This window comes from Phenylobacterium koreense (genome assembly GCF_040545335.1).
Lineage (GTDB): Bacteria > Pseudomonadota > Alphaproteobacteria > Caulobacterales > Caulobacteraceae > Phenylobacterium > Phenylobacterium koreense.
In genome coordinates, this window is record NZ_JBEPLU010000001.1 from 2,027,756 (window position 1) to 2,045,610 (window position 17,855).

Annotated in this window: 16 protein-coding genes; 8 read left to right on the plus strand and 8 right to left on the minus strand. The window is 67.2% G+C overall.

What is annotated here, in order from left to right; all coding sequences use genetic code 11:
- Positions 1 to 16 precede the first annotated feature (16 nt).
- On the plus strand, positions 17 to 223 hold the full coding sequence (locus ABID41_RS10170; protein ID WP_331928712.1) for a hypothetical protein: 207 nt from the start codon (positions 17 to 19) through the stop codon (positions 221 to 223).
- Between the two features lie 16 nt (positions 224 to 239).
- Here ABID41_RS10170 and ABID41_RS10175 read toward each other — a convergent pair whose 3' ends face one another.
- Positions 240 to 1,439 carry a CaiB/BaiF CoA transferase family protein gene (locus ABID41_RS10175; RefSeq protein ID WP_354297517.1) on the minus strand — a complete coding sequence of 400 codons (1,200 nt, stop codon included), beginning with the start codon at positions 1,437 to 1,439 and terminating at the stop codon, positions 240 to 242.
- A 109-nt stretch (positions 1,440 to 1,548) separates the two neighbouring features.
- Between ABID41_RS10175 and ABID41_RS10180 the strand changes: the two genes are divergently transcribed.
- The 4 genes from ABID41_RS10180 to ABID41_RS10195 all read left to right on the plus strand — a co-directional run bounded on the left by ABID41_RS10180 (position 1,549) and on the right by ABID41_RS10195 (position 4,195).
- Positions 1,549 to 2,136, plus strand: a complete 588-nt coding sequence (locus tag ABID41_RS10180) for a DUF4142 domain-containing protein (protein WP_331928708.1) — start codon at positions 1,549 to 1,551, stop codon at positions 2,134 to 2,136.
- Positions 2,137 to 2,257: 121 nt separating this feature from the next.
- Positions 2,258 to 2,941: a fumarylacetoacetate hydrolase family protein gene (locus tag ABID41_RS10185; protein WP_354297518.1), complete on the plus strand. Its 684-nt coding sequence runs from the start codon at positions 2,258 to 2,260 to the stop codon at positions 2,939 to 2,941.
- Complete coding sequence (gene maiA, locus ABID41_RS10190; RefSeq protein WP_354297519.1) at positions 2,938 to 3,582, plus strand: maleylacetoacetate isomerase; 645 nt, start codon at positions 2,938 to 2,940, stop codon at positions 3,580 to 3,582. Before ABID41_RS10185 ends, maiA begins: the two co-directional genes overlap by 4 nt.
- On the plus strand, positions 3,575 to 4,195 hold the full coding sequence (locus ABID41_RS10195) for a carbonic anhydrase (protein WP_331928702.1): 621 nt from the start codon (positions 3,575 to 3,577) through the stop codon (positions 4,193 to 4,195). The genes maiA and ABID41_RS10195 overlap by 8 nt, the downstream gene beginning before the upstream one ends.
- 39 nt (positions 4,196 to 4,234) lie before the next feature.
- Here the strand turns inward: ABID41_RS10195 and ABID41_RS10200 are convergent, their stop codons facing one another.
- The 3 genes from ABID41_RS10200 to ABID41_RS10210 all read right to left on the minus strand — a co-directional run bounded on the left by ABID41_RS10200 (position 4,235) and on the right by ABID41_RS10210 (position 7,256).
- On the minus strand, positions 4,235 to 5,206 hold the full coding sequence (locus ABID41_RS10200; protein ID WP_331928700.1) for a class 1 fructose-bisphosphatase: 972 nt from the start codon (positions 5,204 to 5,206) through the stop codon (positions 4,235 to 4,237).
- Between the two features lie 72 nt (positions 5,207 to 5,278).
- Positions 5,279 to 5,725, minus strand: a complete 447-nt coding sequence (locus ABID41_RS10205) for a c-type cytochrome (RefSeq protein WP_354297520.1) — start codon at positions 5,723 to 5,725, stop codon at positions 5,279 to 5,281.
- A gap of 61 nt (positions 5,726 to 5,786) precedes the next feature.
- Complete coding sequence (locus tag ABID41_RS10210; RefSeq protein WP_354297521.1) at positions 5,787 to 7,256, minus strand: NAD-dependent succinate-semialdehyde dehydrogenase; 1,470 nt, start codon at positions 7,254 to 7,256, stop codon at positions 5,787 to 5,789.
- Between the two features lie 171 nt (positions 7,257 to 7,427).
- On the opposite strand from ABID41_RS10210, the gene ABID41_RS10215 reads away from it, so the two are divergent.
- The 3 genes from ABID41_RS10215 to ABID41_RS10225 all read left to right on the plus strand — a co-directional run bounded on the left by ABID41_RS10215 (position 7,428) and on the right by ABID41_RS10225 (position 11,203).
- Positions 7,428 to 7,601 carry a hypothetical protein gene (locus ABID41_RS10215; RefSeq protein WP_331930481.1) on the plus strand — a complete coding sequence of 58 codons (174 nt, stop codon included), beginning with the start codon at positions 7,428 to 7,430 and terminating at the stop codon, positions 7,599 to 7,601.
- A gap of 99 nt (positions 7,602 to 7,700) precedes the next feature.
- The gene (locus ABID41_RS10220) at positions 7,701 to 9,500 is read left to right on the plus strand and encodes a M2 family metallopeptidase (RefSeq protein ID WP_354297522.1); all 1,800 of its coding nucleotides are present in this window, start codon (positions 7,701 to 7,703) and stop codon (positions 9,498 to 9,500) included.
- 113 nt (positions 9,501 to 9,613) lie between these two features.
- Positions 9,614 to 11,203 carry a TadE/TadG family type IV pilus assembly protein gene (locus ABID41_RS10225; RefSeq protein ID WP_354297523.1) on the plus strand — a complete coding sequence of 530 codons (1,590 nt, stop codon included), beginning with the start codon at positions 9,614 to 9,616 and terminating at the stop codon, positions 11,201 to 11,203.
- 38 nt (positions 11,204 to 11,241) lie between these two features.
- Here the strand turns inward: ABID41_RS10225 and ABID41_RS10230 are convergent, their stop codons facing one another.
- The 4 genes from ABID41_RS10230 to ABID41_RS10245 form a co-directional block, all read right to left on the minus strand.
- Positions 11,242 to 12,714 carry an MFS transporter gene (locus tag ABID41_RS10230; RefSeq protein ID WP_354297524.1) on the minus strand — a complete coding sequence of 491 codons (1,473 nt, stop codon included), beginning with the start codon at positions 12,712 to 12,714 and terminating at the stop codon, positions 11,242 to 11,244.
- A gap of 53 nt (positions 12,715 to 12,767) precedes the next feature.
- A complete protein-coding gene (locus tag ABID41_RS10235) occupies positions 12,768 to 14,234 on the minus strand; it encodes an MFS transporter (RefSeq protein ID WP_354297525.1) in 1,467 nt (488 codons plus the stop codon).
- A 150-nt stretch (positions 14,235 to 14,384) separates the two neighbouring features.
- Positions 14,385 to 15,923, minus strand: coding sequence for an MFS transporter (locus ABID41_RS10240; RefSeq protein ID WP_354297526.1), 1,539 nt, complete (start codon positions 15,921 to 15,923; stop codon positions 14,385 to 14,387).
- A 19-nt stretch (positions 15,924 to 15,942) separates the two neighbouring features.
- Entirely contained in the window at positions 15,943 to 17,439 is a 1,497-nt protein-coding gene (locus tag ABID41_RS10245; protein WP_354297527.1) for an MFS transporter, read from the minus strand.
- Positions 17,440 to 17,855: the final 416 nt, after the last annotated feature.

Here is a 17,855-nt window from a genome sequence, read left to right on the forward strand (position 1 = left end):
CTGGTAAGATTATCGGATGCAAAAGTCTCCCGCACGCGCCGTTCTGACGGTTGGCCCCCACGACGGCGGGTGGGCCGTCGAACTCGACGGCAGCCTCTTCGGGCACTCCCCGGACAAGGAGGTGGCCAAGGCCAGCGCGCACAAGCGCGCCCGCCAGATGCAGGACGACGGCCGGCCTTGTCAGGTCCGGATCAGCGGCGAAATGGGCTTCTTCGCAAACTGAGCTCCGAGGCGGAGGGTCAGACGACGCCCTTCGCCCGCAGGCCGGCGACGGCTTCCGTGCTCAACCCGATCTCGGCCAGCACCTCTTCGGTGTGTTCGCCAAGGCCCGGCCCTGGCCAGCGCACCGCGCCCGGCGTCTCCGAGAGCTTCGGGAAGGCGTTCTGCATCTTCACCTTCCCGAACACCGGATGATCGACCTCCACGATCGCTTGGCGCGCCTGGTACTGCTCGTTCTCCAGCATGTCCGGCGCCCGGAAGACCCGGCCACAAGGAACGCCCGCCGCTTCCAGGTGTTCGATCAGCTCCGGAAGCTTCCAGTCAGAGCTCCAGGCGCCGATGAGCTCGTCCAGCTCCTGCTGGTTGGCCCCCCGCGCCGCATGGGTGGCGTAGCGGGGATCGGCGGCCAGCTCCGGCCGGCCCATGGCCTCAGCCAGCCGGGCGAAGACCGTGTCGCCGTTGCCGCCGATCAGGATCATCTCGCCTTCCGCGCAGGGATAGACGTTCGACGGCGCGATGCCCGGCAGGATCGATCCGGACCGCTCGCGGACATAGCCGGTCAGGTCGTACTCGGTGACCAGGTTCTCCATCACCGCCAGCACGCTTTCATAGAGCGCCGCGTCGATCATCTGGCCGCGGCCGGTGCGCTCGCGCGCATGCAAGGCCATGGTGATCCCCATGACCGCGTGCATGGCCGTCAGGGAGTCGCCGATGGAGATCCCCGCCCGGGCCGGCGGCCGGTCCGGTTCGCCGGTGATGTGCCGCAGGCCGCCCATGGCCTCGCCGATCAGCCCGTAGCCGGCGCGACCGGCGTAGGGGCCGGTCTGGCCGAAGCCCGAGACCCGCGCCACGATCAGCCGCGGATTGCTCGCCGCCAGGGCCTCGTAGCCCATGCCCCATTTCTCCATGGCGCCGGGCCGGAAGTTCTCGATCAGCACGTCGGCCTGGTCGATCAGCTTGCGGGCGATCTCGCGGCCTTCGGGGGTGCGAAGGTCCAGGCCGACGGAGCGCTTGTTGCGCCCGATCACCGGCCACCAGGGCGACAGGCCCATGGGCAGGCTGCGCCCCCATTGGCGCATGGGGTCGCCGCTCTTCGGGTCCTCGATCTTGACCACGTCCGCGCCGAAGTCGCCCAGAATCTGGCCGCAGAACGGCCCGGCGATCAGGGTGCCCATCTCGACGACCTTCAGGCCCTTCAGCGGCCCACGATTGGCTTCCACCCCTGTTCGTCCTTTTCCGGAACTGATCACGCGCGCGTGAGTTTCGATTTGGTGCGTGGCTTCATGACCCGCCCGCCGCACGGTCTGTCAATCACGTAAGGAGCTTCCAATGCACCGTACCCTGCTTATCGCAGGCGCGGCCGCCGCCGCTATGTCCGTGGCCGCCTGCGGACAGAGGACTGAAACCAAGGGCGCCGCGACCCCGGCCGAACAGGCCGCGACCCCGAGCGCTAATCCTGCCGCGACCATCCCCACCCCGTCGAACGAGGCCGCCGCTCCGGACTTCGTCAACAAGGCCGCCGCCAGCGACATGTTCGAGATCGAAGCGGCGAAGATCGCGCAGAAGCGCGGCCAGAACGCCGAGGTGAAGAAGTTCGCCGATAAGATGATCGCCGACCACACGGCCATCACCGCCAACCTGAAGAAGGCCGTCGCCGACTCTGGTCAGGCCATCACCCTGCCGACGGCGCTTCCCGCCGACCTGCAGGACAAGCTCGACGACCTCAACAAGGCCGGGAACTTCGACCGGGCCTACATGGACAACCAGGTCGACGCTCACCAGGCCGCGCTCGACGTGATGCAGCGCTTCGCCCAGGACGGCGACGTTCCGACCATCCGGTCCTTCGCCGCCGCGACCGCCCCGATGATCCAGCAGCACCACGATCAGGCCAAGGGCATCCGCGACGCCCTGAAGTAGCACGTCCTCCCTGGGGAGGCGGAGAGGGGCCGCCGTCAGGCGGTCCCGCCCTTCGGCGCCAGGCCCCGTTCCCACGGCGGCGGGGGTTCACATCGACCGCCCGGCGGCGTAAGGCGGCGGCATGACATCCTATGTCCTTCCCCCGCTCGCTCCAGCCGCAGCGCCCGTGGAGGGCGAGGCGGCTGTCTTCCCGATCCGCCGTGTCCTTTGCGTGGGCCGCAACTACGCCGCCCATCGCCGCGAAATGGGCGGCGACGACCGCGATCCGCCGTTCTTCTTCTCCAAGCCCGCCGACGCGGTGATCCCGCCGGGCGGCGCCGTGCCCTATCCTACCCGGACCGCCAACCTGCATCACGAGATCGAGTTGGTGGTGGCGCTGGGCGCCGGCGGCCGTGACGTGCCGCCCGAGCGCGCGCTCGATCTGGTCTACGGCTATGCGGTCGGGGTCGACCTCACCCGTCGCGACCTGCAGAACGCCGCGAAGGACAAGGGCCAGCCGTGGGATGCGGCCAAGGGCTTCGACGCCTCGGCGCCCATCTCGCCGATCCGCAAGTGGCGGGGCGCGCCGCCGCAAGGGCGCATCACCCTCAGCGTCAACGGCCAGGTGCGCCAGGACGCCCAGGTCTCGGACATGATCTGGAACGTCGCCGAGGTGATCTCCGAGGCCTCCAAGCTCTGGACCCTGGCCCCCGGCGACCTGATCTTCACCGGCACGCCCGAGGGCGTCGGCCCCATCGTCGCCGGCGACCGGGTGACCGGCGAGGTCGAGGGCGTCGGTTCGCTTGCCTTCGAGGTGACGCCGTGAGCCTGACCCTGCATTCCTACTGGCGCGCCACCGCCCCCTACCGGGTCCGCATCGGCCTGCAGCTCAAGGGCCTCGCCTACGACTATGTCGGGGTGAACCTGCTCAAGGGCGAACAGCACGCGCAGGACTATGTCGCCAGGCGCAACCGCCAGCACCTGACCCCGGCCCTGGAGACCGACGGCCACGTCCTGACCCAGAGCCTCGCGATCCTCGAGTGGCTGGAGGAGACGCATCCACAGCCGGCCCTGCTGCCGGCCGATCCGTTCGACCGCGCCCAGGTCCGGGCCATGGCCGCCCTGATCGCCTGCGACATCCACCCGCTGAACAACATGCGCATCCAGAAGGCGCTGGAGCAGGCCGGGGTGGACGAAGCCGGCCGGCTGGCCTGGAGCCAGCGCTGGATCGTCGACGGCTTCACGGCCTTGGAGCCGATGGTCGCCAGCCTCGGCAAGGGCTTCGCCTTCGGCGAGACGCCGACCCTCGCCGACTGCTGCCTGGTCCCGCAGGTCTATTCGGCCGAGCGCTACAAGGTGGACCTGACGCCGTTCCCGGCCATCGCCGCCGTCGCCGCCCACGCGGCCGGCCATCCGGCCTTCGCCGCCGCCCACCCCGACCGCCAACCGGACGCCGTACATGCTTGAGGATCTGAAGGCCAACAACCGCAAGTGGGCCGCGGGCAAGCTGTCGGTGGATCCCGGCTTCTTTCGGCGGCTGGTCTCCCAGCAGAGCCCGGAATACCTCTGGATCGGCTGCGCCGACAGCCGCGTGCCGGCCAACGAGATCGTCAACCTCGATCCGGGCGAGCTGTTCGTCCACCGGAACGTGGCCAATCTCGCCCCGCCGCAGGACGCCAACTATCTCTCGGTGCTGCAGTTCGCCGTGGACGTGCTGAAGGTGAAGCACATCATGGTCGTGGGCCACTATGGCTGCGGTGGTGTCGCCGCCGCGGTGGACGGTCAGCGCCGGGGCCTGGTCGATCACTGGCTGCACCCGATCCGCGAGGTCTATGCCGAGAACCGGGGCGAGCTGGAGGCGCTGCACGAGCATGAGCGTCTCGACCGCCTGGTCGAGCTCAACGTCGTGCGCCAGGTGCGGAACGTCGCCTCCGACGTCTTCATCCAGGACGCCTGGGCGAGGGGCCAGAGCCTCTGCGTCCACGGCTGGGTCTATTCGATCGCCAACGGCCTGGTCACCGACCTGGAATGCGCCATCTGCAATCAGGCCGACCTCGACAAGGCTATCAACGGCGAGTGAGGCCGGCGGGCGCGGCCGCAAGCCGCGCCCACGCTTCCGTCATTTGGCGGCCGAGGCCAGCTCGACTTCCTCGGCCGAGCCCAGCACCACGGCCACGCGCTGGTGCAGGCCGGTGACCTTCACGTCGAGGATAGGTTGCTCGACATTGGTCGCCTTGCCGCCGGCCCGCTCGATCAGCAGCGACATCGGGTTCCCCTCGTAGAGCAGGCGCAGCTTGCCGGCCCGGTCGGGCTCGCGGGCGTCCCACGGATAGAGGAAGACCCCGCCGCGCATCAGGATGCGGTGTACGTCGGCCACCATCGAGGCGACCCAGCGCATGTTGAAGTTCTTGCCCCGCGGGCCTTCGACGCCGGCCAGGCAGTCGTCGATATAGGCGCGGATGCCCGGCGCCCAGTGGCGGCGGTTGGACATGTTGATGGCGAATTCCTTGGTCGCCCGCGGCACCTTGATGTCGCCGTGGGTCAGCAGCCAGTCGCCTTCCGGCGTCAGGCTGAAGCCCTGCACCTCTCCGCCCAGGGTCAGGACCAGCATGGTCTGGGGTCCGTAGATGGCGTAGCCCGCGGCGATCTGGGCGCGGCCGCCGACCATGAAGTCGGCCTCGGTCGGCGCACGGCCTTCCGGCGCCGGCAGCACCGAGAAGATCGTGCCGACCGAGACGTTGACGTCGATGTTGCTTGAGCCGTCCAGCGGGTCGAAGGCGACCAGGTAGCCGCCCTTGCGGCCGGTGGCCACCATCGCTTCCTGCTCCTCGGAAGCCAGGCCCGCGACCGGATCGCAGGCGCCGAGCGCCGCGCTCATCAGCTCGTCGGTCATGACGTCGAGCGCCTTCTGCTCTTCGTCCTGCACATTGACCGCCCCGGCCAGACCCAGAGCGCCTTCCAGGCCCGCGCCCGCCACCATCTCGCTGATCTGCGCGCAGGTCCCCGCGATGGTCCGCATCACCTCAGCCAGCTCTTCGCCGACCCCCTGTTTCGTCAGAATCTCGTCAAGGGTCGGAAAGCTGGCGCTCATGGTCGGGCGTCCTCTCGTATGGGCTTTGGATGCGGACAGCCAATATCCCGCCCCGCGCCCGGAGGCGACCCCCTAGCCGTGCGGCCGGCCTGATCGACGCTGCGCCTCGCGCATCGGGCCGCGGCCGTCGTCGCCGTGCCAGATCTGCAGGCGAATGTCGGCGGGGCCGGTCACGACGCGGAACTGGCGGCGGGTCAGGTCCGGCGTCCCCAGGATCTCCGCGCCCTCGCCGCCCAGGCCGTGGCAGGCGGCGCAATGGGTCTGGTAGAGCGGCACGGCGCGGATCACCGCCGCCTCGTCCCGCTGGGCGCCGGCGAGGGCCAGGACGTACTCGGTCAGGTCGGAGATCTCGGCCGGCCCCAGGGTCCCGTCGTCGCCGAACCCGGGCATCTCCGCCGGCTGCGGCCAGCCGGTGAGGCGCGCCGGCTCGGGCGTCGCCGGCAGACGCTGAACGGCCGCCGCGCCCCCTGCGAGAGCGAGGATCAGTCCGGTGGCGAAGACGGCGGGCAGGCGGGACATCCGCGTCAGTCTATGCGGCCGGCCGACGCCACGGCTAGACCGTGCTTTGCCCTAGGGCAGACTATCGCAGGGCCAGGGTCAGAGCCTTGACCTGCATGTAGTCCTCGATCCCGTAGACCGAACCCTCGCGACCGTAGCCCGACTGTTTGACCCCGCCGAAGGGGTTGGCGGCGTTGGAGACCAGGCCGGCGTTGATCCCGACGATCCCGGCCTCAATGGCCCGGCCGACCCGCATGGCGCGGTTGAGGTCGTCGGTGAACAGGAACGAGGCCAGGCCGAATTCCGAGGCGTTGGCGCGGGCGATGGCCTCTTCCTCGGTCTCGAAGGAAAAGACCGGGGTGAGGGGGCCGAAGGTCTCTTCGTGGCAGAAGAGCTCGTCGTCGCCGCCGAAGGTCACGGTGGGCTGGAAGAAGTTCCCCTCCATCCGCTTGCCGCCGGTCAGCACCTCGCCGCCGGCCGCCACCGTCCGGGCGATGTGGTCCTCGACCTTCTCGACGCCCTTCTGGTTGATCAGCGGTCCGATGACCACGGAGGGGTCGAAGGGGTCGCCGACCTTCAGCGCCGCGACCTTGGCGGTCAGGGCCTCGAGGTAGGCGTCCTTTATCCCGGACTGCACGTAGATCCGGTTCGGGCAGACGCAGGTCTGGCCGCCGGCGCGGAACTTGCCGGCCACCGTGCCCTCGACCGCGGTCTCCAGGTCCGCGTCGTCGAAGACCAGCAGCGGGGCCGCGCCGCCCAGCTCCATCGAGAGCCGCTTGAGGCTCGGCGCGCACTGGGCGGCCAGCAGCCGACCGACCTGCGTCGAACCGGTGAAGGAGAGCTTGCGGATCAGCTTCGAGCCGGTCAGCCGGCCGCCGACCACGTCCTGCTCGCCGGTGACCACCGAGAAGCAGCCGGCCGGCGCTCCGGCCTCCAGGGCCAGGGCGGCCAGCGCCAGGGCGGTGAACGGGGTCGCCGAGGCGGGCTTCAGCACCACCGGGCATCCGGCGCAGAAGGCCGCCGCCACCTTGCGGGTGATCATCGCCGCCGGGAAGTTCCAGGGGGTGATCGCCGCCACCGGTCCGACAGGTTCATGGAAGGCCAGGATCAAGTCCTGCCCGTTGGGGCTCTCGATCACCTTCCCATCCAGTCGCTCGGCCATGCCGGCGAACCACTCGATGAACGAGTTCGCGTAACGGATCTCGCCCAGCGCTTCTTTCCACGGCTTGCCGTTTTCCAGGCTGATCACCGCCGCAAGGCCTTCTTCGTTTGCGCTGACCAGTTGCGCCCACTTGGCGAGGATCGCGCCGCGGGCCCTGCCCTTGAGTCCGGCCCAGGCAGGGAAGGCCTCGGCCGCGGCCGCGATGGCCCGGTCCACGCTCTCACTGTCAAGTTTTGGCACAGATCCGACGATCGTGGCGTCGGCGGGATTTTTCACCTCGATGACATTCGGCGCCGATGCGGCAATCCAGTCGCCGGCCACCAGGGCCGCTTCCCGGATCAACGACTTCGCCTTGGCTTTCAGGTGATCGGCAGTCGGTTGATCTGTCATCGAAATTTCTCCGGAATGCTCGGCCCAATATAGGTTCCCGGCGCGGCGAATGCCTGGGATGAAATTTTTCGTGTTGCGGCGCAAACCTTGCAACGCTTGACATGACACCGCGTTGGAGTCGTCATTGTACGTACATACTGCAGTGCAGCATGGATCTATGTGGAGGCGCTTGTGACGGATTCGCCGTACGCCTACTCCCTCGCCCACGCCGAAGCCGGCTGGGCCTGGCGCATCTTCGACGAGGACGGCGAGACGATCGCCCAGGGCCTGGACCTGTCCCAATCCGATGCGCAGGCGTCCGTGGAAACCGCCATCCGCATGGCCGCCTCCGAGGCCCGCGCCTAGAGGGCTTAAGCTCAATCGTCTTGACGGCGGGAGCGGCTGACGTTCCCTTCGGGACATGGCGGCCTATCGCCGCATCTCTCGCTAGGGACGCCTCAAAGCATGAAATCCCAGTTGCTGGCCGCCACCGCCGTGGCCCTGCTCGCCTTTGCGCCCGCCTCGGCGCAGGGCTCCAAGCCGACCGCCGCCGAAGCCAAGGCCTTCGTCGACAAGGCCGAAGCCGAACTCGCCGCCCTCAACCCCTATGTCGCCCGGTCCGCCTGGGTGCGGGCGACCTACATCACCGAAGACACCCAGTGGCTGGAGGCCAAGGCCACCGCCCAGCAGAACGAGATGACCGCCCGCTATGCGCGGGAGGCAGCCCGGTTCAACGGCGTCGCAGTCGATCCGGTCACGGCCAGAAAGCTCAAGCTTCTCAAGCTCTATCTGGTCAGCCCGGCTCCGGATCGGCCCGGCGCTGCCACCGAGCTGGCGACCGTCACCACCCGACTGGATTCGACCTACTCGTCCGGGAAATTCCAGCATGGCGGCAAGACCCTGACCCTCAACGACGCCGAGGACATCCTCGCCGACAGCCGTGATCCGGCCGAGCTCAAGGCGGTCTGGGAGGGCTGGCATTCGGTCGGTCCGCAGATGCGCGCCGACTACGCCCGGCTGGCCGAGCTCTCCAACGAAGGCGCCCGCGGCCTTGGCTTCAAGGACACCGGCGCGCTCTGGCGCTCCAACTACGACATGGACCCGGACGCCTTCGCCGCCGACACCGACCGGCTGTGGAAGCAGGTGGAGCCGTTCTATCGCAACCTCCACTGCTACGTGCGCGCCCGGCTCAACGACAAGTACGGGAACGCGGTGCAGCCGCGCACCGGCCCGATCCGGGCCGACCTGCTGGGCAACATGTGGGCCCAGCAGTGGGGCAACATCTATGACGTCGTCCAGCCGAAGAGCGCGGGCTCCAGCTATAGCCTCGACAAGCTACTGGTCGAAAAGGGCTATGACCCGATCAAGATGGTCCGCACCGGCGAGGCCTTCTACACCTCGGTGGGCATGTCGCCCTTGCCGGAGACCTTCTGGCAGCGGTCGATGATCACCCGCCCGCGTGACCGCGAAGTCGTCTGCCACGCCTCGGCCTGGAACATCGACGACAAGGAAGACGTGCGCATCAAGATGTGCACCAAGGTGAACGGCGACGACTTCTACACCGTTCACCATGAGCTCGGTCACAACTTTTACCAAAGGGCCTACAAGGACCAGCCGTTCCTGTTCAAGAACGGGGCGAACGACGGCTTCCACGAGGCGATCGGGGACTTCGTCGGCCTCTCGGCCCTGACCCCGACCTACCTCCAGCAGATCGGCCTCCTGGACAAGGCGCCGGGCGCGGAGGAGGACATCCCCTTCCTGCTGAAGATGGCGCTCGACAAGATCGCCTTCCTGCCCTTCGGCCTGATGGTGGACCGCTGGCGCTGGCAGGTGTTTTCGGGCGAGGTGACGCCGGAGACCTACAACACCGCCTGGTGGAAGCTGCGTAACCAGTACCAGGGCCTGATGCCGCCGGGCGACCGGCCCGCAGACGCCTTCGATGCGGCCGCCAAGTACCACGTCCCGGCCAACGTGCCCTACACCCGCTACTTCCTGGCCCACATCTACCAGTTCCAGTTCCATCGCGCCGCCTGCAACCAGATCGGCTGGAAGGGACCGCTGCACCGCTGCTCGGTCTATGGCGAGAAGGAAATGGGCCAGAAGTTCAATGCGATGCTGGAGATGGGCGCGTCCCAGCCCTGGCCCCAGGCCATGGCCGCCTTCACCGGCGAGAGCCGCGCCGACGCCAGCGCCGTGGCCGACTACTTCAAGCCGCTGAACGACTGGCTGACCGTCCAGAACAAGGGCGAGTCCTGCGGCTGGTGACTATCCTCGGGCGCCGGAAACAAGCGTTGCTTTTAACCTTCTCCGGCGCCCGATCATTTACCGTGAGCTGAGAAGCTGCGCCCTGGAAACCTCCATTATCGAGAGGAACGGGCGTGGACAGGAACAGCGTCAACGGGCGGATCGCCCGCCTTTGTGCTTGGTTGCGTGCCGGCAAGCGTGACGAGCGCGGCGCGACCGCGGTGTTCTTCGCCGTCGGTCTGGTGCTGCTGGCCCCGGCGACCCTGGGCCTCGTCGACGTCTACATGATCACCACCCAGCGGGGGCAGCTCCAGGAAGCCCTGGACACCGCCACCCTTTACGCCGCGCGGTCGAACAAGATGACCACGGAGGACATCCAGATCGTCGGCGACAACGCCCTGCGCGCCAACCTGAAGCTGCCTGAGGGCCAGGAGCTGACCTCCAGCACTTTCACCCTGAGCGACAAGGGCAAGGTCACCGGCCACGCGACGATCGACCCGCCGAACATCGGCCCACGCCTCTGGGCCCAGGCGGACATCGAGGCCAATTCCGAGGTGTTGCGGAACTCGAACAATGTCGAGGTGGCCCTGGTGCTCGACACCACCGGCTCGATGTCGGGCGAGATGGACAACCTGCGCACGGCGGCCAAGGACCTCGTCGACCTGGTCGTGCAGGACAAGCAGACGCCCTACTACACCAAGGCGGCCCTCGTGCCGTACTCGGTGGGGGTGAAGCTCGGCGGTTACGCCGATGCGGCTCGCGGGACGCTGGCAGGCCCGACGGCGATCCAGGCGGTGAGGGGGCAGGACTCCAAGGTCGTCATCCAATCGACCGCCCATGGTTTGAACACTGGCGATCAGGTGGAGTTGTCGAGCGTTTCGGGGGTGAAGCTTGATGGCTCGCAGATCAAGGGGACCTACACGGTCACCTGGATTTCGAATGACGAATTCAGCCTGAACGGCGCGTGGTCGGGTAATCTGAGCGGCTCCTACAAGGGAGGGGGTAAAGCGCAATGCCTGCGGGAAGGCTGCCTCAGGTTCCGCTTCCAGGACGCCACCAGGAGCCACGACTGGCAGACGTTCGGCGCCAGCGACTGCGCGAGCGAGCGCATCGGGTCGGAAGCCTATACGGACGCTGGGCCGAGCGTGAGCTTTGTCGGTCGCGTTTACGGCGCCTGCGGCTCCGGCCAGATCGTGCCGCTGTCGTCCGACAAGACCATGTTGAAGAACAAGATCGACGCCCTGACGTCCAACGGCTCCACGGCCGGCCAGATCGGCGTCGGCTGGGGTTGGTACATGGTCTCGCCCGAGTGGGGCAGCCTGTGGCCGGACGCCAGCAGCGCGCCGGCGCCCTACAGCACCCAGCAGCTTCTCAAGGTCGTGGTCCTGATGACCGACGGCGCCTTCAACAGCCCCTACTGCAAGGGTGTGGTCGCCGCCGACGCCGGCAGCGGCAGCGGCAGCGCTTCGGATCACATCAACTGCAACGCCACCAACGGCGATCCCTTCAGCCAGGCGGAGAAGATGTGCGCGGCCATGAAGGCCAAGGGGATCACCGTCTACACCGTGGGCTTCAACGTCAGCAGCGATGCGGACGTGCAGAACGTGATGCGTAACTGCGCCACCTCGCCGGACTTCGTCTATTTCCCCGAAGGCGGCACGGCGCTGAAGATCGCGTTCCGGGCGATCGCTCAGGACATCAACTCGCTGCGGATTTCCAAGTAGCGGGAGGTCGGGAGAGGCGCGCGCCTCTCCCGTCTTCGTCAGGCGTATTCGGGGCCTTTACCGCCGGTGCGCCGAGCCTTGGCGGCCAGCCGGCGCAGGCTCTCCTCGTGGCCCTCGCGGGTGATCCGGTAGAGCGACACGCAAAGGATCGCCGCGCCATAGAGCGCCGCAAGCACGATCAGATAGACTGCGCCCAGGCACACGAGCACGGGATGGTCGATCTCGCCAGGCTTGGCCTGCTGCGGGAAGCCGACGGCCAGCAGGATCATGCTGGAGGCAAAGATGCCGACGCCGGAGACAGCCTTCTGCACGAAGGCTGAGGCGGAGAAGAACAGGCCCTCCGACCGGCGGCCGGTGCGCAGTTCGGAGTCCTCCACCACGTCGGCGATCATCGAGGAGATGAGGATGGCCGAGGTGATCGAGAAGGCGGTCGAGAACACCGTCTGAACGAACAGGATCGGCAGCAGCGCCGGCGCGCCATTCTCCGGCGCCAGGCCCACCAGGCGCAGGCTGATCGGGCCGACGGCGATCAGGAACGCCAGGACCTTGGTGGCCTGGGCCGCCGACTTCTTGCCGACCCGCTTGGCCAGGGGCGCGGCCAGCATGAAGGCGAGGATGGCCGAGACGAAGTTGCCGGTCGCCAGCAGCGCGATCTGGTTGGAGCTGAGCTCCCAGAAATAGGTGTTGAAATAGAGGTTCAGCGACAGGACCAGGCCGCTGGCCATGGCGTTGAACAGGCCCGCTCCGACCAGCACCAGGAACGACTTGTGGCTAAGGGTCCCGATCATCTCCCTCGCGAGCTCCCCGACCGACAGCTTGCGCTTGGCGGGGGTGCTGAAGCGGGCGATGTGCCGATGGGTGCCCATGGCCGAGATCAGGATCGCCCCCAGCATCACGGCCGAGGCGACATAGGCGTAGGTCTGGTACCCGGCCGGATTGAGCTGTCCCACCGGATGCGCCGCGTCCGGCGCCAGGAAGACACGCAGGGCCAGGACGGTCATCGCCAGCCCGCCGAACCAGCCGAAGAAGTGGCGATAGGCCAGGACCTTTGTCCGTTCGTCGTAGTCGGTGGTCAGCTCCGGCGCCAGGGCCGACGAAGGGATCTCGTACATGGTGATGAAGCTGCGGATGATCACCGCGACCACGATCAGGTAGAGGAATATGGCCTGGTCGGACCAGCCCTGCGGCGGGTTCCAGAGCAGCAGGTAGGAGACCGCCACCGGTATGGCCGCGGCGTACATGAACGGGTGCCGGCGTCCCCAGCGCGAGCGCCAGCCATCCGAAATCTGGCCCATCAGCGGGTCGAGGAAGCTGTCGAAGATCAGGGCGATCATAATCGCCAGGCCGACCGTCGCGGACGGCAAGCCGACCACCTGATTGTAGAAGATCAGCAGAAGGTAGGAGAAGCCCTGGTCCTTCACGCCGAAGGCGACCGAACCGAAGCCGTAGAAGAGTTTGGTCGGGATGCTGAGCCTTCCCGAGGAGGGGCTTGAAGACATGCTGACGGCCACTGGATTGTTTTCCTTAGCGGACCCGCGTCTGCGCGCGGGGAGGGGGCTCGAATTCAACTGGCGTTAGCGATGACCGGCTCGGCCTGGGGCGCCGCAGGCTCGGCTTCCGCGGCGAGCGGCGTCTCGCCCAGGGCGGCGAGGTTGCGCTCGTGGGTCTGCTGGTCGATCCGATAGAAGGTCAGGACCGCGATGGAGAGGGCGTTCATCGCGAAGGTCACCGGCAGGGTGATCATGGCCAGGCGGCGCATGATGTCGGGCGGCACGGCGCCGGCTGCGGCGTCGGTGGGAAAGGCGACCGCGGTCAGCAGCAGGCCGCTGAGGAAGACGCCGATGCCGGCGGTGAACTTGGGCAATAGGCCGTTGGCGGCGAACAGCAGCCCCTCGGAGCGCACGCCCGTCTTCACAGCCGCGTCCTCCACAACGTCGGCTACCATCGACGAGACGATGATGAAGCCGGAGATGGCCAGGGTGGTGGCCAGCAGCGCGTCGCCCCAGAGGATCGTGAACACCCAGGGCGAGCCGTTCGGCGGCATGAGGCCCAGGAGGCGCAGCAGGATCGGCAGCGCCGAGGTGACGGTCGCCACCGAGAAGAGGCCGATCATCGCCCGCTTCTTTCCGAACGCTCGTGAGGTCGGGTTGACGATCGCCACCCCGATGATCGCCGCCAGCACCGCCGCCAGCGCCAGGTAGGAGATCTGCTTGGCGCTCAGGCCCCAGAACTCGATGTAGAAATACTGGCTGAGGGCGCCGTTCATCCCCGAGGCGACACCCGAGCAGAGCCCCGACAGCATCACCACCACCAGCGAGCGGTTCGAGAGCGTGCCGCCGATTTCCCGCAGGAGCTGGGCGAACTTGACCTTGCGCTCCGGCGGCGCGGCCAGGTGCGGAATGTGCCGGTGGGTGCCGAGTGAAGTGACCAGGATCGAGGCCGCCATGATGCCGCCGGCCAGGACGCCGTACTGGCCATAGGCGGCACGGTTGAGGATCCCGCCGTTCTCGGGGCTGAGGAAGACCTGGTAGAGCACCAGGTTCATCCCGAAACCGCCGATCACCCCGAAGAAGAAGCGGTAGCTGAACAGGCTGGTGCGCTGGTGGTAGTCGGTGGTGAGCTCGGGCGCGAGAGCCTGGCTGGGCACCTCATAGAGGCTGACGCACAGCCTCAGCAGAACCAGCATGCCCATCAGGTACGCGCCCAGGGCCTGCGGCGGCCAGTCGGGTGAGTTCCAGAAGGCGATGCAGCTCGCGGCGACCAGGGGCGCGGCGGCGTACATCAGCGGGTGGCGGCGACCCCAGCGGGTGCGCAGCTTATCCGACCACTGGCCGATGGCCGGATCTATAAAGGCGTCGAGGATCAGGGTGGCCATGATCGCCGTCCCGACCCAAAGCGCCGGCAGGCCGATCACCCGGTTGAGGTAGGGCTGCAGGAGCGCCGAGGAAAGGCCCAGGGTGGCCACGCCGAAGGCCACCGACCCGGCTCCATAGAAGAGCTTGGAGCGGACGCTGAGCGGGGGCCGGCTCACCGGGCCGCCTTCGAACGGCCTGGCCGTTCAGACGCCTCTTCCATCTGCTCCTCCCTATATCGGTCAGGCCCGGTCTGCGCCGGGCTCTGACTTCGAATATTCGGTGCGAGCGTCGCCCTGGCAAGCGGAGGTTGCGGCCAGGGCGGAAAATCAGGGTCTGGGCGTGGCCGGGCTCAGGTCGCCGGTCGGGGCGGGCGCCGCGGGCGATGGGTTCTCGGCCGGAGCGGCCTCGGCCGTATGCGCCTCGCTTGCGCCTTCCCGCAGCTTGCGCAGGTTCTCTTCGTGGACCGACTGGTCGATCCGGTAGAGGAACAGGCAGGTGATGGCCACGGCGTAGAAGCCGCCGATCGTCGGCAGGTAGATCAGGGCCAGGTTGCGCAGCAGTTCCGGATCGACCTCGCCAGGCTTGGCGCCCTGAGGGAAGGCGACATAGGCCAGCAGGACGCCGGAGGTGAAGACACCCACCCCCGAAACGATCTTCTTGAACAGGTTGTCGGCGGAGAAGAGCAGGCCTTCCGAACGGCGGCCGGTGCGGACTTCGCTGTCCTCGACCACGTCGGCGATCATCGACTGCAGCATGACGCCGGTCATGATCGCCATGGCGCCGTTGGCCATGAAGTCGATGATCAGGATGCCGAACAGGAGGTTGGTCCCGTTGGCCGGCATGACGCCGAGGATGCGCAGGCCGATCGGCAGCAGCAGGGCGATCACCGCGCCGAAGAACATGGTGATGGCCGCCATCCGCTTGCCGAGCTTGGCCGAAACCTTGGGCGCCAGGGTGACGCCGATGATGCTGGCGGCTACGCCGGTGACGGTCAGGAACGCCAGTTGGCCCTGGGTGAGGCCCCAGAAGTAGAGGTTGAAGTAGAGCTCCAGCGCACCCTTCAGGCCCAGCGAGACGTTCATGAACATCCCGGAGATGGTCAGGGCGACGAACGAGCGGTTGTTCAGGGTGGCCGCCACTTCCTTGACCATGGCGGGCACGGTGATCTTCCGCTGCGGCGGCTTGCGCAGGTAGGGGATCTGGTGGTGCGTGCCGGCCGCGGAGATGATGATGATCGTGAAGATCGTGATCGCCGCGACGATGGAATAGGTCTGCCAGCCGGTCCGCTCGAGCAAGCCGCCGGTGCCGTCGGCGTTCTTCTTGAGGAACACCTGATAGACGAGCAGTTGCATGACCAGGCCGCCGAGCACGCCACAGAACGAGCGAATGGCGATCATGCTGGTCCGCTGGTTGTACTCGGAGGTCAGTTCGGCCAGCAGCGCCGACGAGGGCAGCTCGAAGAAGGTGTCGAACAGCCGGATCGTGAGCAGGCACACCAGCATGTAGATGAACAGCGCCTCGTTCTCCCACCCGACCGGCGGATTCCAGATCAGGTAGAAGGCGATCGAGACCGGCAGGGCCGCGGTGTACATGAACGGGTGGCGGCGGCCCCAGCGGGTGCGCGTATTGTCGGAGATCTGGCCGACAAGCGGGTCGATGAAGGCGTCGAAGACCAGGGCGATCATGATCGCCGTCGACACCATGGTCGGCGGCAGGCCCACGACCTGATTGTAGAACAGCAGCAGGAAGGTGGTGATCCCGCGCTGCTTGATGATGTTGGCGGCGGCCCCCATGCCGTAGAGGACCTTGGTCTTGAGCGTGATCGGAGGGCGCGGCGGCAGGCCTGCGAAATCGGCGGTGGTCATGTCGAACGCCTTTGTGTCATCAAGCTTTCACGCTGAGGGGCGCGGCCCCTCCGGCCGTTCCGGGAACAGCCCCGGCTTCTTCGTCGATACCGGCTTCGTCGGCGAGTTCGGCCAGCCGCCGCAGGTTGTCCTCGTGCTTGGCCTTGTCGATGTTGAAGGCGCTCAGCGCCACGATGCCGAGGCCGTAGAGCACGAAGACGGTGGGAATGTAGATCAGGCCGAGATTGTGGATGATCTCGGGGTCGACCTGGCCGCGCTTGGCGCTCTCGGGGAACTTGACGAAGGCCAGGACCGCGCCGGCGATGAACACGCCCACGCCGGAGACCATCTTCTTGAAGAGGTTGTCGGCGCTCATCAGCAGGCCTTCCGAGCGGCGGCCGGTCTTGACCTCGGCGTCCTCGATCACGTCGGCGGTCATCGAGACCAGCAGCACGCCGGTGCCGGCGGCCAGGGCGGTGTTGATCAGGGTTTCGATCACCAGCAGGACGTAGAGCAGGCCGGTCCCGTTGGGCGGCATCAGGCCGAACAGCCGCAGCACGATCGGGCTGACCCCGACCAGCAGCGCGCTGATGAACATGGCCAGGGCGCCGTGCTTCTTGCCGAGCCTCCTGGCGACCCGGGGCGCCAGGGAGACGCCGATGGTGCTGCCGATCACGCTCACGGTCACCAGGCCGGCCAGTTGGGCCTGGGTAAGTTCCCAGAAGTAGAGGCCGAAATAGAGCTCCATCCCGCCGCGCGCGCCAGCGGCGACGGCGATGAACATGCCGCTCAGGGTCGCGACCACGAACGCCCGGTTGTTCAGGGTGGCCGCGACCTCAGTGGCCATGGCCTTGAAGGTGATCTTCCGCGTCGGCGGCGAGCGCAGATAGGGAATTTGGCTCTGGGTGCCGACCGTCGAGACGATGATGCAGGTGAAGATCAGGATGGCGGCGGTGGCGGAGTAGGCCAGGTAGCCGTCGCGGGCGAGTACGCCGCCGCTGCCGTCCGGGTTCTCCTTGAGGAACACCTGGTAGGCCAGGATCGTCATGCCGAGGCCGCCGATCACCGCGAACAGCATGCGCAGGGAGATCAGGCTGGTGCGCTCGTTGTAGCTCTTGGCCAGTTCGGGCGCGAGGGTCGAGTGGGGCAGCTCGAAGAAGGTGTCGAACAGCCGGACCGTCAGCAGGCAAGCCAGCAGGTAGGCCACGAGCTGGCCGTCGCTCAGGCCCTGCGGCGGGTTCCAGAGCATGAAGAAGGCGATCGAGACCGGCAGGGCGGCCGCGTACATGAACGGGTGCCGGCGCCCCAGCCGCGACTTGAAGTTGTCGGAGATCTGGCCGACCGTCGGATCGACGATGGCGTCGAACACCAGGGCGACCATCAGGACGAAGGTCACCGTCTGCGGCGGCAACCCGACGACCTGATTGTAGAAGATCATCAGGAAGGTCGAGAGGCCGCGCATCTTCACGGCATTGGCGACCGATCCGACCGCGTAGAGCAGCTTGGTCGGCAGGGAAAGAGGAGGTCGGGCGTTCATCGGCCGGCCGGCGGGCTCGCCAAGCGCATACTCGCGCTACCGGAATCCGGCGGAAAATGGCCGCGTGACAAAATCTTCCTCCCGTCGCGCGAAAATACATGCGCGAGCGTCAATTTTTTTCTTTAGCCAGACCGAGGCCTTGAAGCCTTTCGGGCCAGGAAACTATTCAGCCAAATCGTGCGTGAGGGCTTCCCCATCGTCAACGAGTTTCATTTTTCAGCCTGGACACAAAAACTTTCAGTCAAAACAACCATGTGTGTCGAATTTCGCTGAAATGTGACCGCTGTTCGCGAAACATTCCGCCGGACTGGGAGGCGCGGCGGCCGGATTAACCCCCGAACATGCCGAAGCTTAGAACCGGCGCGGAGCTGAGACTGCCTCGATTTTTCCGCCCGCCGGCGACATGCTCTGGCAGG